At 47.0% G+C, this 13,635-nt stretch carries 15 protein-coding genes; 13 read left to right on the top strand and 2 right to left on the bottom strand.

Annotation, left to right across the window (positions count from 1 at the left end):
* Window positions 1-32: 32 nt before the first annotated feature.
* The gene (locus ACRPK8_RS03575) at window positions 33-281 is read right to left on the bottom strand and encodes a ferredoxin (protein WP_023468661.1); all 249 of its coding nucleotides are present in this window, start codon (window positions 279-281) and stop codon (window positions 33-35) included.
* A 232-nt stretch (window positions 282-513) separates the two neighbouring features.
* Between ACRPK8_RS03575 and ACRPK8_RS03570 the strand changes: the two genes are divergently transcribed.
* From ACRPK8_RS03570 to ACRPK8_RS03535, 8 genes are all read left to right on the top strand, one after another.
* A complete protein-coding gene (locus ACRPK8_RS03570; protein ID WP_432236966.1) occupies window positions 514-1,551 on the top strand; it encodes a helix-turn-helix domain-containing protein in 1,038 nt (345 codons plus the stop codon).
* Window positions 1,536-2,966, top strand: coding sequence for a RecQ family ATP-dependent DNA helicase (locus ACRPK8_RS03565; RefSeq protein WP_432236965.1), 1,431 nt, complete (start codon window positions 1,536-1,538; stop codon window positions 2,964-2,966). Before ACRPK8_RS03570 ends, ACRPK8_RS03565 begins: the two co-directional genes overlap by 16 nt.
* Before the next feature lie 43 nt (window positions 2,967-3,009).
* Entirely contained in the window at window positions 3,010-3,204 is a 195-nt protein-coding gene (locus ACRPK8_RS03560; RefSeq protein WP_432236964.1) for a hypothetical protein, read from the top strand.
* Window positions 3,205-3,275: 71 nt separating this feature from the next.
* Entirely contained in the window at window positions 3,276-4,160 is an 885-nt protein-coding gene (locus tag ACRPK8_RS03555; RefSeq protein WP_432236963.1) for a MerR family transcriptional regulator, read from the top strand.
* Window positions 4,161-4,217: 57 nt separating this feature from the next.
* On the top strand, window positions 4,218-4,808 hold the full coding sequence (locus tag ACRPK8_RS03550) for an adaptor protein MecA (RefSeq protein WP_432236962.1): 591 nt from the start codon (window positions 4,218-4,220) through the stop codon (window positions 4,806-4,808).
* Between the two features lie 140 nt (window positions 4,809-4,948).
* Window positions 4,949-5,893 (top strand): D-alanine--D-alanine ligase, encoded by a 945-nt coding sequence (locus ACRPK8_RS03545; protein ID WP_432236961.1) that lies wholly within the window; start codon window positions 4,949-4,951, stop codon window positions 5,891-5,893.
* A 134-nt stretch (window positions 5,894-6,027) separates the two neighbouring features.
* Window positions 6,028-7,293 (top strand): Glu/Leu/Phe/Val family dehydrogenase, encoded by a 1,266-nt coding sequence (locus ACRPK8_RS03540; RefSeq protein ID WP_432236960.1) that lies wholly within the window; start codon window positions 6,028-6,030, stop codon window positions 7,291-7,293.
* 124 nt (window positions 7,294-7,417) lie between these two features.
* On the top strand, window positions 7,418-8,407 hold the full coding sequence (locus ACRPK8_RS03535) for a YpdA family putative bacillithiol disulfide reductase (RefSeq protein ID WP_432236959.1): 990 nt from the start codon (window positions 7,418-7,420) through the stop codon (window positions 8,405-8,407).
* A 60-nt stretch (window positions 8,408-8,467) separates the two neighbouring features.
* Here ACRPK8_RS03535 and ACRPK8_RS03530 read toward each other — a convergent pair whose 3' ends face one another.
* On the bottom strand, window positions 8,468-9,436 hold the full coding sequence (locus ACRPK8_RS03530) for an asparaginase (RefSeq protein ID WP_432236958.1): 969 nt from the start codon (window positions 9,434-9,436) through the stop codon (window positions 8,468-8,470).
* Window positions 9,437-9,602: 166 nt separating this feature from the next.
* Here ACRPK8_RS03530 and prsW point away from each other — a divergent pair, with 166 nt between their 5' ends.
* From prsW to rpsA, 5 genes are all read left to right on the top strand, one after another.
* The gene (gene prsW / locus ACRPK8_RS03525; RefSeq protein WP_432236957.1) at window positions 9,603-10,280 is read left to right on the top strand and encodes a glutamic-type intramembrane protease PrsW; all 678 of its coding nucleotides are present in this window, start codon (window positions 9,603-9,605) and stop codon (window positions 10,278-10,280) included.
* Between the two features lie 19 nt (window positions 10,281-10,299).
* Window positions 10,300-10,956 carry a flagellar brake protein gene (locus tag ACRPK8_RS03520; protein WP_432236956.1) on the top strand — a complete coding sequence of 219 codons (657 nt, stop codon included), beginning with the start codon at window positions 10,300-10,302 and terminating at the stop codon, window positions 10,954-10,956.
* Between the two features lie 76 nt (window positions 10,957-11,032).
* Entirely contained in the window at window positions 11,033-11,707 is a 675-nt protein-coding gene (cmk, locus tag ACRPK8_RS03515) for a (d)CMP kinase (RefSeq protein ID WP_432236955.1), read from the top strand.
* Window positions 11,704-12,303 (top strand): lysophospholipid acyltransferase family protein, encoded by a 600-nt coding sequence (locus ACRPK8_RS03510; RefSeq protein ID WP_432236954.1) that lies wholly within the window; start codon window positions 11,704-11,706, stop codon window positions 12,301-12,303. Before cmk ends, ACRPK8_RS03510 begins: the two co-directional genes overlap by 4 nt.
* Window positions 12,304-12,406: 103 nt before the next feature.
* Window positions 12,407-13,540 carry a 30S ribosomal protein S1 gene (gene rpsA, locus ACRPK8_RS03505; RefSeq protein ID WP_432236953.1) on the top strand — a complete coding sequence of 378 codons (1,134 nt, stop codon included), beginning with the start codon at window positions 12,407-12,409 and terminating at the stop codon, window positions 13,538-13,540.
* Window positions 13,541-13,635: the final 95 nt, after the last annotated feature.

Raw genomic sequence — 13,635 nt, 5'->3', positions numbered from 1 at the left:
TGTTCCGTGAGGAAACATCTTTTTTTATACACTTATTCGAATTTTAAAGCATCGCCATCAAATGATTCATCTGCTACTTTGATTGAATCCGTGGGACATCCTTCGAATGCATCAATCATATCGTCGAATAATGCTTCTGGAATTTCGGCAGTACCATTGTTATCATCAAGAATGACGTATGCCAAACCCTCATCATCATAATCATAGATATCTGGTGCCGCTGCTCCACAAGCACCACATGCGATACACGTATCTTTGTCGACAATCGTAAATTTAGCCATTGAACAGTCTCCTCTCTATACGAAAACAATATTGAAACACGCTGTTCTCATCTATATGTCATTGTATCGGACTACTCGTTGCATTTCAATGACGAAGCGTAAGTGACAACAGAAAATGTATATATCATCACATGCCCACAAACGACATCTCTAAAACGTCTTCTCCCGAAGCGTATAAGCGGATCCTGATGTAAAGGCATATTTTACTAGAAGCAAAAGGGGGACGTACCATATGGAAATCACTATACTGGACCGTATTTTCCTGGAGGCAATCGGGCGTCTTCGGAATGAACGTTCTGACCGGAGTCTGTATCATATCTTTCAAGGAAAAAAGTCGGCTACCTCCCTTCAAGATGCGCATTTTTACGATTTGGAGTCGACATTCGGGACGGTATTGATCAGTAAAGAGCGTTTCGAGTCCGTATTGACGGACCTTGCTTCTAAACAATGGATTGAGCGTCAAGAGACACTCCGGCTAACGGAAGCGGGCGCACGTGCGCTGCAGCAAACGGATGACATGATCATCGATCAGCTTGGAGGAGAGTTACGCGGTTATCCGGAAATGATGTGGAAACGAATCAGTTTACTCATTCAAACGGTCGTATGTCTGGAGGCGAAACAACCGTTCATTCCAGTCCAACAGGAAACAGTCGTCCGTGAATGGGTGAAAGGGGTCCTTGCGCATATTCCAAACCGTAAGGAGTGGATAGCATGCATGTACCAAGAGTTATCCCGTTTACTTGAGAACCGTTCAAAACGAGAAGCGACACTGATCAGTCATCGCCTATCAGGATTACAGACAGGATGGTCGTATCCGCAGTTGGCGCAATTATTTGAGGTGGACAAGGAAACGATCCAATTTGAATTTAGGATGGCTTGGCGGCAGTGCATTCGAGATGTTAAACAGTTTCCGTTCATTCATCAACTAGGTGTAGATTTAAGTACCTCGAAAATGACACAGTCCGCACAAAAAACATGGGAGTTGCTCAGACAGGGTAGGACAGTCGAAGACGTGGCCAGAAGAAGACAGCTGAAACACAGTACGATGGAGGATCATTTGGTTGAAATCGCCATGTACGCATCATCGTTTCCGCTTGAGCAATTCGTCTCACCTTCACAACAGTTCGAGATTCAAGAGATAGCTCATCGGCTTGAAACATATGCTCTTAAGCAAATCAAGGGTGCCATGCAGACAGAAGTATCGTATTTTCAAATCCGTCTGGTGTTAGCTCGAAGCAAATGGGAGGTGAATGAATGGAAGACACATTAAGACAATACTTTGGGTATGAGACGTTTCGTCCGGGACAACGGGAAATCGTTGAAGCGGTCTTAAAGCGGAAGGATACGTTGGCGATTTTACCGACAGGAGGAGGGAAATCCGTTTGTTATCAGTTTCCGTCCTATATGCAACCGCAGGGTCTGACATTGATTTTGTCTCCCTTGCTGTCGTTGATTGAAGATCAAGTGATGCAAATCAAGAGACGTGGCGAACGTTCCGTAGCGAAATTGACCTCGGTCGAGACGAGGGAAGAGAAAGAACAGATATTATCTCAGCTTGAGCATGTGCGTTATCTCTATCTGTCACCGGAACAGCTGGCATTACCGCAAATTAGAAGAAGGTTACAGCAGGTGAACGTGGCATTGTTCGTCGTGGACGAGGCGCATTGTATTTCGCAGTGGGGACATGAATTTCGACCGGAGTATGCAAAGCTAGGTCAAGTGAGACGGGAACTGGGCAACCCGACCTGTCTAGCATTGACAGCCACGGCAACCCGACGTGTCGAGCAAGACATCCGAGAGCGGCTTCATCTGTCAGATCCCAAAGTCGTACGTCGATCCGTTAATCGACCGGAAATCCAGTACATCGTCGATCGGGTGGAGCGTAACGAGAAGGATGCTACTTTATTAAAATGGATGACGCGTATCATTCGTCCCTGTGTCGTCTATACGACAACACGCAAAGAAGCGGAACGATTAGCCGGTTTCATTGAAGGCGCAACCTACTACCATGCCGGTTTGACGATCGAAGACCGGCAACTCATCCAACAACAGTTTCTTCAAGATGAAATCGATTGTCTTGTGTGTACGAGCGCATTCGGGATGGGTGTTGATAAAGGAAATGTTCGAACGGTCATTCACTATACGATGCCGGCGACGCTTGAAGCCTACATGCAAGAAGTCGGTCGTGCAGGTAGAGACGGAAATGACGCGACTGCGATATTACTATACGCTGCTCAAGATGAACAGCTACAAACTTATTTGATCGATACACAGTATGCTCCCGTGTTGTGGATGGATCAGTTGAAACAAGGGATCGAGCGGGGGGAATCCTACGCAAAGATGGAAAGTCGATTACGGCTTAACCCTGACGATCCCGCTTATCGACTGCTAAAATCACAACTAGAAAGAGGATGGACAAAAGAACAGATCATCGAGTGGCAGTCGGAGCGAAAGCAGGTGAAATGGCAGGAAGTGACCCACATGATGAATTATATTCTGCAACATGAATGTCGCAGGTCTGTCCTGTTACGTCATTTTGATGAAGTACCTATCGTACAACCACGATGTTGTGATGTCTGCGGGACGATCGAGTGGGAACAGCCGACAGTCATCAAGGGGCTGCAAGCAATGGAATGGAAAAAGCGATTAGAACAAGTCTTTTTTTCATCACCAGATTCGGTGTAAACTAGAAAATATCCTTATTTTTATCAGGAAAAGGTGATGAACAGTGAGTAAACAAGATCAACGACGGTTACATCAGGAAGAAGAAGAGCAGGTACTACCGCCACGATCTTCGCGTATCGAACAGGTGCGCAATGAACGATTGAAACAACCCTTTACGAAAAATCCGTTGGCGATTACGTTGACGGTACTTATGATTACGATCATCATCGCGTTCGTTTCCTTCGGGTTCATGATGTAAGGGCACATTGTGAACGGAGATTTTTTTCCTTTCAGCGTATAATAAAAAGGAAGGGGAAGGAGGCACGATGCATGGATCGTGGGAAATATAATATCAAAGCAGTTGCTGCGTTGGTGGGACTCAACCCGACGACCATTCGTGCTTGGGAGCGGAGATATCAGGTACTTGATCCGGATCGAAGTGAATCGGGACACCGGATTTATAGCGATAATGATGTCGCAAAACTACGCTGGATCGTTGATAAACAAAAAGAAGGGCTTTCGGTCTCAAAGGCAATCCAACTCTACGAGATGCCGGTCAATCGTGCTGAAGTACCGCATGATTACGGTGTAGAGTTGCGGGATCAACTGTTTCGGGCCTTGACGAACTTTGAGGAACGTCATGCCCATGACATCATGAATAAGGCATTTTCAATGTTTAGCTTCGATAAGGTCATTCAAGATATCGTCGGTCCGCTTTTGCACGAAATCGGATTGAAGTGGGAATCTGGTGAGATTACGATCGCGCACGAACATTTTGCGACAGCGTTTTTACGTGCTCGTTTATCGACTCTCTCCTTACAGATGCCAATCAATCCGTTTTTACCGAGAATTGTGTGCGTGTGTGCACCAGAAGAAGAACATGAACTGGGACTACTTTTCTTTACACTATATCTGCGCCAGTCTGGTTTTGATGTCATTTTCCTCGGTTCCGGAATACCGGTCCAAGATTTAGTGACGGTCACGCATCAGTTGCAACCGAAAGCGGTCATTCTTTCTTGCACGTTATCGGATCATTTACCGTTACTTGATGAAGCACTAGCACACTTGAGTTCTGATTTTCCGGATCTTGAGATTGGTCTTGGTGGTTATGCGGTCGATCAGCTCCCGGAACGATATGGTCCACATTTACTTGGTGCAGACGATCAATCGTGGAAAAGTTGGTTAAGTCGACTCACTCCGACAACTGGTGTATAGTATGGTTCATAACGAACGGAGACATCTGTGTTTCCGGTTTTGACTGGAGGAGTCTATATGAGGTTTGAACACATGAAACAAGGACACCTTCGTGTCTTTATCACAAAGCAAGAGTTATCGCTTCACGACGTCCGACCAGAAACGTTGGCTGTCGGAAAGGGACAAGCTTTATTGCGTAATTTATTAGAAGAAGCCGAATCGAATTTTGGTTTTCAGGCAGCAGGAACACTCGAATTCTTCGTCACGTTCTTCCCAAATGACGGCATGCTCGTGGATGTACGCCGTGAAGGCGATTTGCCGGAAGAGATGAATGAAGAGTTTGATCAAGTCGAAATCCGGATGACGGTTGATATCGTTCATCATGTCCTGTACGCACTCGAGTCGCTCGAAGACGTCATTCAAGCAAGTCACGGTCTACAACGTCATATGGCATACACGGAGACCGGCGGAAGTCTGTATTTCTTTGAAGGGTGCTATTATCTTTATTTCCAAGAGCGGATGAATGAGACGCTTGAGCGTACCATTACGACGATCTTATCGGAATATGGTGAGCCTAGTCCGAAAAGTCCGCTCGTCATGGCGGAATACGGAAAGACGATTCAAGCAACACATGCTGTCAGTACGATTGCAGGACAATTCAACATTTGAACCGGGAAGGCGTTAGGATATTACTGGATATCCTGACGCCTCTTTGTTGCTGATGGAGGAAGTGGCACCATTTTGTATTTTTTCAACGTCCTCGGGATGGTATGATAATCAATGAACGTAAGAAGAAGGAGTGAAGTAGGATGAAAGTGGCAGTTTTATATGGTGGGACTTCGGGTGAACGGGAGGTTTCATTAAACAGTGGAAAATCGATCATGGAAGCATTGAACAGTAAGGGACATGAAGTCACTGCTGTTGATTTTCATCCTGATCGGGCACATGAACTCTTTCAGCTGGATGTAGATGTGGCTGTCATCGCTCTTCACGGGAAAATTGGTGAAGACGGACGCGTACAAGCACTGCTTGAACTTGCGGATATTCCATATACAGGCTCAGGTGTACTCGCTTCAGCACTTGCGATGGATAAGGCTCGTTCAAAGGTCCATTTTGATAAAGCAGGTATTTCGATTGCGCGTGATGTGCTGTTAGAGCGCGAGGATGATATCGAAACAAAAATCGCGGAATGGAATGGTCAATTCCCTTGTGTCGTCAAGCCGGCGCAGGAAGGTTCATCGAATGGATTGACGATCGCACAAGACGAGACGATGTTGCGTGAAGGAATTGCAAAGGCATTCGAAGCTGATGATGCGGTTCTCGTGGAAGAGTTCATCAAAGGACGTGAAGTGACGGTTCCGGTCATCGGTCATAAAGGTGCAGAAAAAGCATTGCCGGTCATCGAAATCATTCCGAAGAACGCCTTTTATGATTATGAATCGAAATATGCGGTTGGCGGTTCGGAACATATCTGTCCTGCTGAATTTGATGAAGTGACAACGGTTAAACTTCAAGAATGGGCTGTCAAAGCGCACCAAGTACTGGGCTGTTCCGGTTATTCACGTTCGGACTTCCTCGTTCCGGAATCCGGAAATCCGGTCATTTTAGAGACGAATACATTACCAGGGATGACAGCGACGAGCTTGTTCCCGGACGGGGCACGTGCAGTCGGCATCGAATATCCGGAACTGGTCGAATCCTTCATGGAACTAGCCATCGAACGCCATCGTCAAACAAAACAGACGAATCAATGATATCCTAGGAAAAGAAGTGAGAAAGCGCTTACAAATATAGGCGTAACCCCTTTCATTACGTTCGATAAAAGAGTATACTTTATCCGAACAAGGAAACGGCATAGGGGATGCCACTTATGGGGAGGAACGTTGGAATGATTACTGACCAACAACATGCGAATCATCGCAAGAACGTACTGGAAGCGACACAAGAAATCGTCAAGGAAGCACTAGGAAAACTAGGTTATCCGGACGAAATGTATGAACTACTTAAAGAACCACTCCGGATGCTTACCGTCCGGATTCCGGTACGGATGGATGATGGTTCGACGAAAATCTTCACAGGATATCGTGCGCAACATAACGATGCGGTAGGACCGACGAAAGGTGGAATCCGTTTCCACCCGAACGTTACAGAAGTCGAAGTTAAAGCGTTATCCGTCTGGATGAGTCTAAAGGCAGGAATCGTTGACTTACCTTATGGCGGTGGGAAAGGTGGAATCATTTGCGATCCGCGGGAGATGAGCTTCCGTGAAATCGAACGTCTGAGCCGCGGATATGTCCGTGCGATTAGCCAAATCGTCGGACCGACGAAAGATATCCCAGCTCCTGATGTCTTTACGAACTCGCAAATCATGGCGTGGATGATGGATGAATACAGCCGGATCGATGAATTCAACTCACCTGGTTTCATTACAGGGAAACCGCTCGTCCTCGGTGGTTCACACGGTCGTGAGACAGCGACGGCGAAAGGTGTCGCAATCATGATCCGAGAAGCGGCAGCAAAAAAAGGAATCTCACTTGAAGGGGCACGCGTCGTCGTCCAAGGATTCGGTAACGCAGGTAGCTTTTTATCGAAGTTCATGTACGATTTAGGTGCGAAAGTCATCGCAATCAGTGATGCGTACGGGGCACTTCACGATCCGAACGGACTCGATATTCCATATCTACTTGACCGGCGCGACTCGTTCGGAACGGTGACGACCTTGTTTAAAAACACGATTTCAAACAAGGAACTACTTGAACTCGAATGTGATATTCTTGTTCCGGCAGCCATCGAGAATCAAATCACGGAAGACAATGCGCATGACATCAAAGCAGCAATCGTCGTCGAGGCAGCAAACGGTCCGACCACGAATGAAGCGACGAAAATTCTCGCTGAACGTGACATCCTGATCGTCCCGGATGTTTTAGCCTCGAGCGGTGGCGTGACGGTTTCCTACTTCGAATGGGTACAAAATAACCAAGGGTATTATTGGACAGAAGAAGAAGTCCACGAGAAACTCGAAAAAGTTCTCGTCAATTCGTTCAATCAAGTCTATCAGACAGCGTTGACTCGTAATGTCGATATGCGCCTCGCCGCGTATATGGTCGGTGTCCGGAAGATGGCGGAAGCGTCTCGATTCCGTGGTTGGGTCTAAGCTGAAATACGTAACGTCCGTTCCTGTTTAGTGAGGAGCGGACGTTTTACTGTTGCAATTTCTTTCGTCTCTCGGTGAGATTTGCTAAGATATAAAAAAAGCAACCGGAAGAGGAGCGTATTACATGTTAGATTGTATCGTCATCGGTGCAGGACCGTGTGGTCTATCTGCAGCGATCGAAATGCAGGATCGGGGACTAGACGTCGAAGTGCTTGAAAAGGGAAACATCGTCGAAGCGATTTATCGTTATCCGACGCATCAAACGTTTTTTTCAAGTAGTGAAAAACTGGAAATTGGCGGGGTTCCTTTTATTAATAAAGAATTAAAACCACGCCGTCTTGATGCGCTTGTGTATTACCGGGAAGTCGTGAAGCGAAAACAGCTGACGATTCGTCCGTTTGAAACAGTCGGGCAGATTGAACGCGACGGAGACAACTTCATCGTTCATTCGGAACGTGCGGGAAAAAAACGGGTCCGGACCGCTCGATCCGTCGTCCTTGCGACGGGATACTACGGATTGCCGAATACGATGAATGTGCCGGGTGAGGACCTGCCTCATGTCTCGCATTACTTTACGGAAGGACATCCTTACTTTGATCAAGACATCGTCGTCATCGGCGGAAAAAATTCAAGCGTCGATGCTGCCATTGAGCTTGAAAAAGCCGGTGCGCGCGTGACCGTTCTCTATCGTGGTCCAGCCTATAGTGCGTCGATTAAACCATGGGTACTGCCGAACTTCGAGTCACTTGTTCGTTCTGAAAAGGTCAAGATGGTCTTTGAGGCGACAGTCGAAGAAATCACGGAACAAGACGTCGTTTATCAGATTAATGGAGACAAACGAACGATTCGGGCAGATTTCGTATTCGCCATGACAGGGTATACACCAGACGTCGGCTTGTTTGCAGATACCGGTGTCACGATTGATCGTGAAACGGGTATCCCAAGTCATGATGAAGAGACGATGGAGTCAAATGTACCGGGTGTCTATATTGCGGGTGTCGTGGCAGCGGGGTTTGATGCCAATAAAATATTCATTGAAAATGGACGTTTTCATGGAGCGCAAATTGCACAGCATCTCGTGGAGCGCCTGCGGGGAGCATCGATTCAATCGTAAGTAAAAGAGCCTCTTGATCCGGAATGTGTGATTTCGGATCAAGAGGTTTTTGTCTATTATTTATTCGACGCGGAAGGATTCTTCAAGTTCCATTCGAGAGGCGTCGATTTCGAGTTCGACCATTAATTTGAGACGTGCTTTTTGTGAATTGAGTCCATTCGAGAAGATGACGCCGAGTTCTTTTAACTGCTGTCCGCCGCCTGTATAACCGTAAACGTCTTGAACGATACCGTTGAAGCACCGGCTGACGATGACGATCGGCATGATGGCAGTCAATTCGGCAATGGCATCTACGATACTTGGTGGGACATTCCCCTGTCCAAGCACTTCGAGAATCAAGCCGTCATATCCGAGTTCCTTGACAGCAAGAAGCAAGTCGGGCTCCATTCCCGCATAGACCTTTAAGACCGCGACCCGTTTGGAGAGCGTCGTGACCATGTGGGTCTGTTTTAAATGGGGAGTGTTGAATAAGTAGACGTGATCCTTCGTCACCATACCAAGGTTTCCGAAATGAACGGACTTGAACGTGTCGACGGAAGAGGTATGGGTTTTTGTGACGTTAAACGCTGAATGGATCTCACCATTAAAGACGACGAGGACTCCCTTATCGCGTGCTGCCTCGCTTACGGCGACACGTAACGCTGTAATCAAATTAAATTCGCCATCGGAGCCGACTTCGTTGGATGAACGCATCGCACCTGTCAAGACGATCGGGACCGGGGCACCGACGGTCAAATGAAGGAAATACGCCGTTTCTTCAAGCGTATCCGTGCCGTGCGTGATGACGACACCGTCATAGTGACCTTTTTCCAATTCACTTTCAATAAAATGCGCCAGCCGAAGCATGATGTCAGGCGTCATGTGCGGAGAAGGTAAGTTTGCGAAATGACGTGTCGTGATGTTTGCGATATCTGTTGCCCGAGGCAATGAAGCATCCAGGGGATTGATGTCGTTCGGAAGAACGTGACCGGCATGATCCTGAGCCATCGCAATCGTACCACCTGTATGAATTAATAATAATGATTTCATGCTAAATGGTCTGTGTCAGAAGACAAAAGACCTTCACCCACTTTCTATGTCGTATTCAATCAGTCCTCCATATTGTAACCTTTTTCGCCCGTTACACAACGAGGACGTTTTCTTTTTTCCGAGAAACCTTTATTCTAATGTAGAGGAAGAAAGGGGGAGAGGAAGCGTGGTACAAATCGTTTTCTCCGGAGTTGCCCCAGGCATCGCACTCCTGACTTATTTTTATCTGCGCCATGAACATGAATCGGAACCCGTCGGATATATCCTCCGAAGTTTCATTTTCGGTATTTTACTCGTCTTTCCATTAATGTTCATCGATTACATCATCCAGACGGAGTTTGGTGGGCTTGAGGAGATTCGCTTAGTCCGGACAGCGATTACAGAAGAGTTCGCGAAATGGTTCGTCGTTTTCTATACCGTTTATATCCACCAACGATTTAATGATTATTACGATGGCATCATCTATGCCGTAGCGTGTTCGCTCGGTTTTGCGACGCTTGAGAATATCTTGTATCTGATGGTGAATGGAACGGTCGAACATGTCCTGTTTCGTGCGCTATTGCCGGTTTCCGGTCATGCCTTGTTCGCTGTAATCATGGGCTTCTTCATGGGGATGGCGAAATTTTCGCCGCATCCTTACCGGTGGTTATCCTTATCGATCGTTCTTCCGGTATTTGCGCATATCCTGTTTAATTTGTTAATATTGGAAAATGGTGGTATATCTTTTCTGCCAATCGTCTTCATGGTCATTTTATGGACGGTTGGCTTATTTCAAGTACGCGGTGCCAATCGTTTGAATCGCCGGTTCAAACGGAAGAGACATCATTCGGATGGCATCAAATAGAGAGTAGGAGCGAAACAGCATGATGGAAATCGGGGATTTAGTAATGCTTTCAAATAGTGAGGATCGGCAAGGACGTTCCAAAGTAACGGCGGTGACGAATCGACTAATCTGGATCGAAGCGCCAAGTGAGGTGGCGACGCTGAAGACGTTCATCTTGTCGGATCACGAAGAAGTATCATTTTATTTCTTTAAAGAAAAAGGAAAACTGTTTGGATTTGATACGGTCGTCGTGGAACGGCAGAACGACCCGTTACGCGGACAACGTTATGCCTTGAAACGACCTCAAGATGATCAAATCGAACGTATTCAACGTCGACAATTCGTTCGTGTTCCACAGATGTTAGATGTTGCGGTCCATCCATATAAAACGCGTTTTGAACCGTTTACGACGGTAACGCTTGATTTATCTGCTGGAGGAATGATGATCTTATCCGACCGACTACCGGTTGAAAAGGATCAAGAAGTCGAGATGACATTCATCTTACCGACTGGAGACGGTGTCTCGAGTACACTAGATGTCGTTGCGGAACTCGTTCGGATCGACCGACGAGAAGAACGCTACGAACTGGCCTTTCAGTTCACGATGATTCCAGACCGCAGTCGAGAACTCGTCCTGCGTCATTGTTATCAAATGCAGATGAAAAGTTCACGGAGGGGCATGAATCCATTCACCTGACCGCATTTTTTTGCTATGATAACGTTCGGAAGAATGAATCCCTGTCGAATTCAGGGAAGATGGAAGGACAGAACTGATGATGAAAAAGATTCAAATTGCATTAGATGGACCGGCTGGTGCCGGTAAAAGTACAATCGCCAAACAATTGGCAGCACGCCTCGACTATGTGTATGTCGACACAGGCGCGATGTATCGAGCAGTAACCCTTGCAGCAATTGAACGATCGCTTGATTTGGAAGATGGACAAGCACTCGGTGAATTGATGAAATCGCTTGATATTCGTTTAACACCAGGCGAAAACGGGCAACTTGTCTTTATTGGTGATCGTGAAGTGACGGATGCAATCCGTTCAATCGAAATCACGAATAACGTCTCTTTCGTAGCACGGCAAAAAGAAGTGCGTGCCGCACTTGTCACGGCACAGCGAAAGATAGCAGAAGAAGGCGGGGTCGTCATGGACGGTCGTGATATCGGAACCGTTGTTTTGCCTGATGCAGAACTAAAGGTATTCTTGACGGCGACAGTCGAGGAACGCGCTGCCCGAAGACACCGTGAGAACGTGGCACGGGGGATGGATAGTGATCTCCTGATACTTCAAGAAGAGATTGCCTTGCGGGACAAACGAGATAGTGAACGTGAGGAATCACCTCTCCGTCAAGCTGAAGATGCGCTATACCTGGATACGACGGAGATGACGATTGACGAGGTCGTCGTGCGCTTGATGGAGCTAGCTGAAGGAGTCTTAAAATGAAACGTAGAGATACCGTATACCGAGTGGCGCGGTTTACCGTCTGGGTCATTGCGAAAACAGTCTTCCGATTAAAGGTGACGGGTCAGGAAAACATTCCGAAAGACGGTTCCTTACTCGTCTGTGCCAATCACAGTTCGAACTGGGATCCCGTTTTTCTCGTCAGTGCGATCCCGCCGAAACGTTCCGTTCGATACATGGCAAAAGAGGAACTGTTCAAGGTGCCTGCCTTGAAGCAGTTGATGATTGCGGCAGGAACCTATCCTGTCGGACGCGGTCAAGGGGATCGTCAAGCCTTGAAGCGGACGATCGAACTGTTGAATACAGATGAGACGGTCGGGATTTTTCCAGAAGGCACACGGTCTGCTCCTGGTGAGTTCACGTCCGCGCAACCAGGCGTCGGGTTCTTCGCCTTACGATCGAGCGCTCGAATCTTACCGGTTGCCATCATCGGTCCGTATCGTCCGTTTAAACGGATGCACGTCGCAATCGGAAAACCGGTCGATATTTCGGATTTACGGGACCAGCGCGGCGCTGCTAAAGCGATTTCTGACCGAATCATGGACGAAATCAAATCCGTCTACTTCAATCACGCTTAATACCTTGACAAATAGTCAGAATTGTAAGAAGTTAGAAGCAGGATAAACGCTTTAGCAGGTGTCAGAGCGTTTCTTGTACTCATCGTGAGGAGGTTGTGTTGGAATGGTCGAAGAAATGAAAGATATGCCTGATTTTGAAATTCATCGGGACCAGGTAGTTACCGGAATGGTCGTGAAAATTGAAGACAAGCAAGCACTCATTGATATCGGATATAAAACAGAAGCCATCTTACCGATTAGCGAAGTATCGAGTCTTCATCTCGATGATATTCGCGGCGTGCTGAACGTCGGAGATGAACTACAAGTGAAGGTCAAGAAAATCACGGATGAAGAGGTCGTTGTCTCAAAACGAGAAATCGATGCCCTGAAAGCGTGGGAACAAGTCGAAGAGAAGTACAAATCAGGTGAAATCTTTGACGTCGTCGTCAAAGACATCGTCAAAGGTGGACTCGTCGTTGACATCGGTGTTCGCGGATTCATTCCAGCGTCACTCGTCGAGCGTCATTATGTCGAGGATTTCTCGGACTATATCGGTCGCTCGATCGACGTCAAGGTCGTCGAACTCGATCAAGAAAAGAACCGTGTCATCCTATCGCATAAAGCAGTCGTCGAAGGTGAACTGAATGCGAAGAAAAAAGAGACACTTGAGAATCTAGAAGTCGGTCAAGTCCTTGAAGGAACGGTCCAGCGGTTGACAGACTTCGGTGCTTTTGTTGATATCGGTGGCGTCGATGGACTCGTTCATATCTCGGAGATGGCACATCACCGTGTCGAGCGTCCGTCAGATATCGTCACAGAAGGTCAACAAGTCGAGGTCAAAGTACTTGGCGTCGATCGGGATACGGAAAAGGTCAAGCTATCGATCAAGGAAACACAACCGGGTCCATGGCAACAGATGGAAGGGAAAATCGAAGCTGGCGATATCGTCAAAGGACGTGTTCGTCGTCTCGTTCAATTCGGTGCCTTCATCGAACTCGCACCACAAGTCGAAGGACTGTTGCACATCTCGCAAATTGCGAATCGCCACATCGGTTCTCCTTCAGAAGTACTTGAAGAAGGACAAGAAATCGAAGCAAAAGTACTCGAAGTACGTCTTGATGAGCATAAGATTTCACTCTCGACGCGTGTGTTAGAAGAGGAAGAAGGATCTGCTGAAGACTACTCGGATTACACGGATCGCTCAGAAGGATTTTCTGTCGCTGACTTGACGGAAGACGATTCCGAGACGAAAGAATAAGCATGGACACAAAGCGGACACAAGCGTGTCCGCTTTTTATATGTCGTTTGTTATGGTATATAAGGGTTTGATTTGATACAATAGAACGGCTATGA

Source organism: Exiguobacterium sp. TDN 0502 (assembly GCF_050846835.1).
Classification (GTDB): domain Bacteria; phylum Bacillota; class Bacilli; order Exiguobacteriales; family Exiguobacteriaceae; genus Exiguobacterium_A.
This window is presented reverse-complemented; position numbering and strand designations above follow the sequence as displayed.

Excerpts from the sequence above, each read along its gene's own strand:
- ACRPK8_RS03535 (WP_432236959.1), top strand. The coding sequence starts at position 7,418 with ATGTTAGATTGTATCGTCATCGGTGCAGGACCGTGTGGTCTATCTGCA.
- ACRPK8_RS03570 (WP_432236966.1), top strand. The coding sequence starts at position 514 with ATGGAAATCACTATACTGGACCGTATTTTCCTGGAGGCAATCGGGCGT.
- ACRPK8_RS03510 (WP_432236954.1), top strand. The coding sequence starts at position 11,704 with ATGAAACGTAGAGATACCGTATACCGAGTGGCGCGGTTTACCGTCTGG.
- ACRPK8_RS03530 (WP_432236958.1), bottom strand. The coding sequence starts at position 9,436 with ATGAAATCATTATTATTAATTCATACAGGTGGTACGATTGCGATGGCT.
- ACRPK8_RS03545 (WP_432236961.1), top strand. The coding sequence starts at position 4,949 with ATGAAAGTGGCAGTTTTATATGGTGGGACTTCGGGTGAACGGGAGGTT.
- ACRPK8_RS03565 (WP_432236965.1), top strand. The coding sequence starts at position 1,536 with ATGGAAGACACATTAAGACAATACTTTGGGTATGAGACGTTTCGTCCG.
- ACRPK8_RS03520 (WP_432236956.1), top strand. The coding sequence starts at position 10,300 with ATGATGGAAATCGGGGATTTAGTAATGCTTTCAAATAGTGAGGATCGG.
- rpsA (WP_432236953.1), top strand. The coding sequence starts at position 12,407 with ATGGTCGAAGAAATGAAAGATATGCCTGATTTTGAAATTCATCGGGAC.
- ACRPK8_RS03555 (WP_432236963.1), top strand. The coding sequence starts at position 3,276 with ATGGATCGTGGGAAATATAATATCAAAGCAGTTGCTGCGTTGGTGGGA.
- ACRPK8_RS03575 (WP_023468661.1), bottom strand. The coding sequence starts at position 281 with ATGGCTAAATTTACGATTGTCGACAAAGATACGTGTATCGCATGTGGT.
- ACRPK8_RS03550 (WP_432236962.1), top strand. The coding sequence starts at position 4,218 with ATGAGGTTTGAACACATGAAACAAGGACACCTTCGTGTCTTTATCACA.
- cmk (WP_432236955.1), top strand. The coding sequence starts at position 11,033 with ATGATGAAAAAGATTCAAATTGCATTAGATGGACCGGCTGGTGCCGGT.
- ACRPK8_RS03540 (WP_432236960.1), top strand. The coding sequence starts at position 6,028 with ATGATTACTGACCAACAACATGCGAATCATCGCAAGAACGTACTGGAA.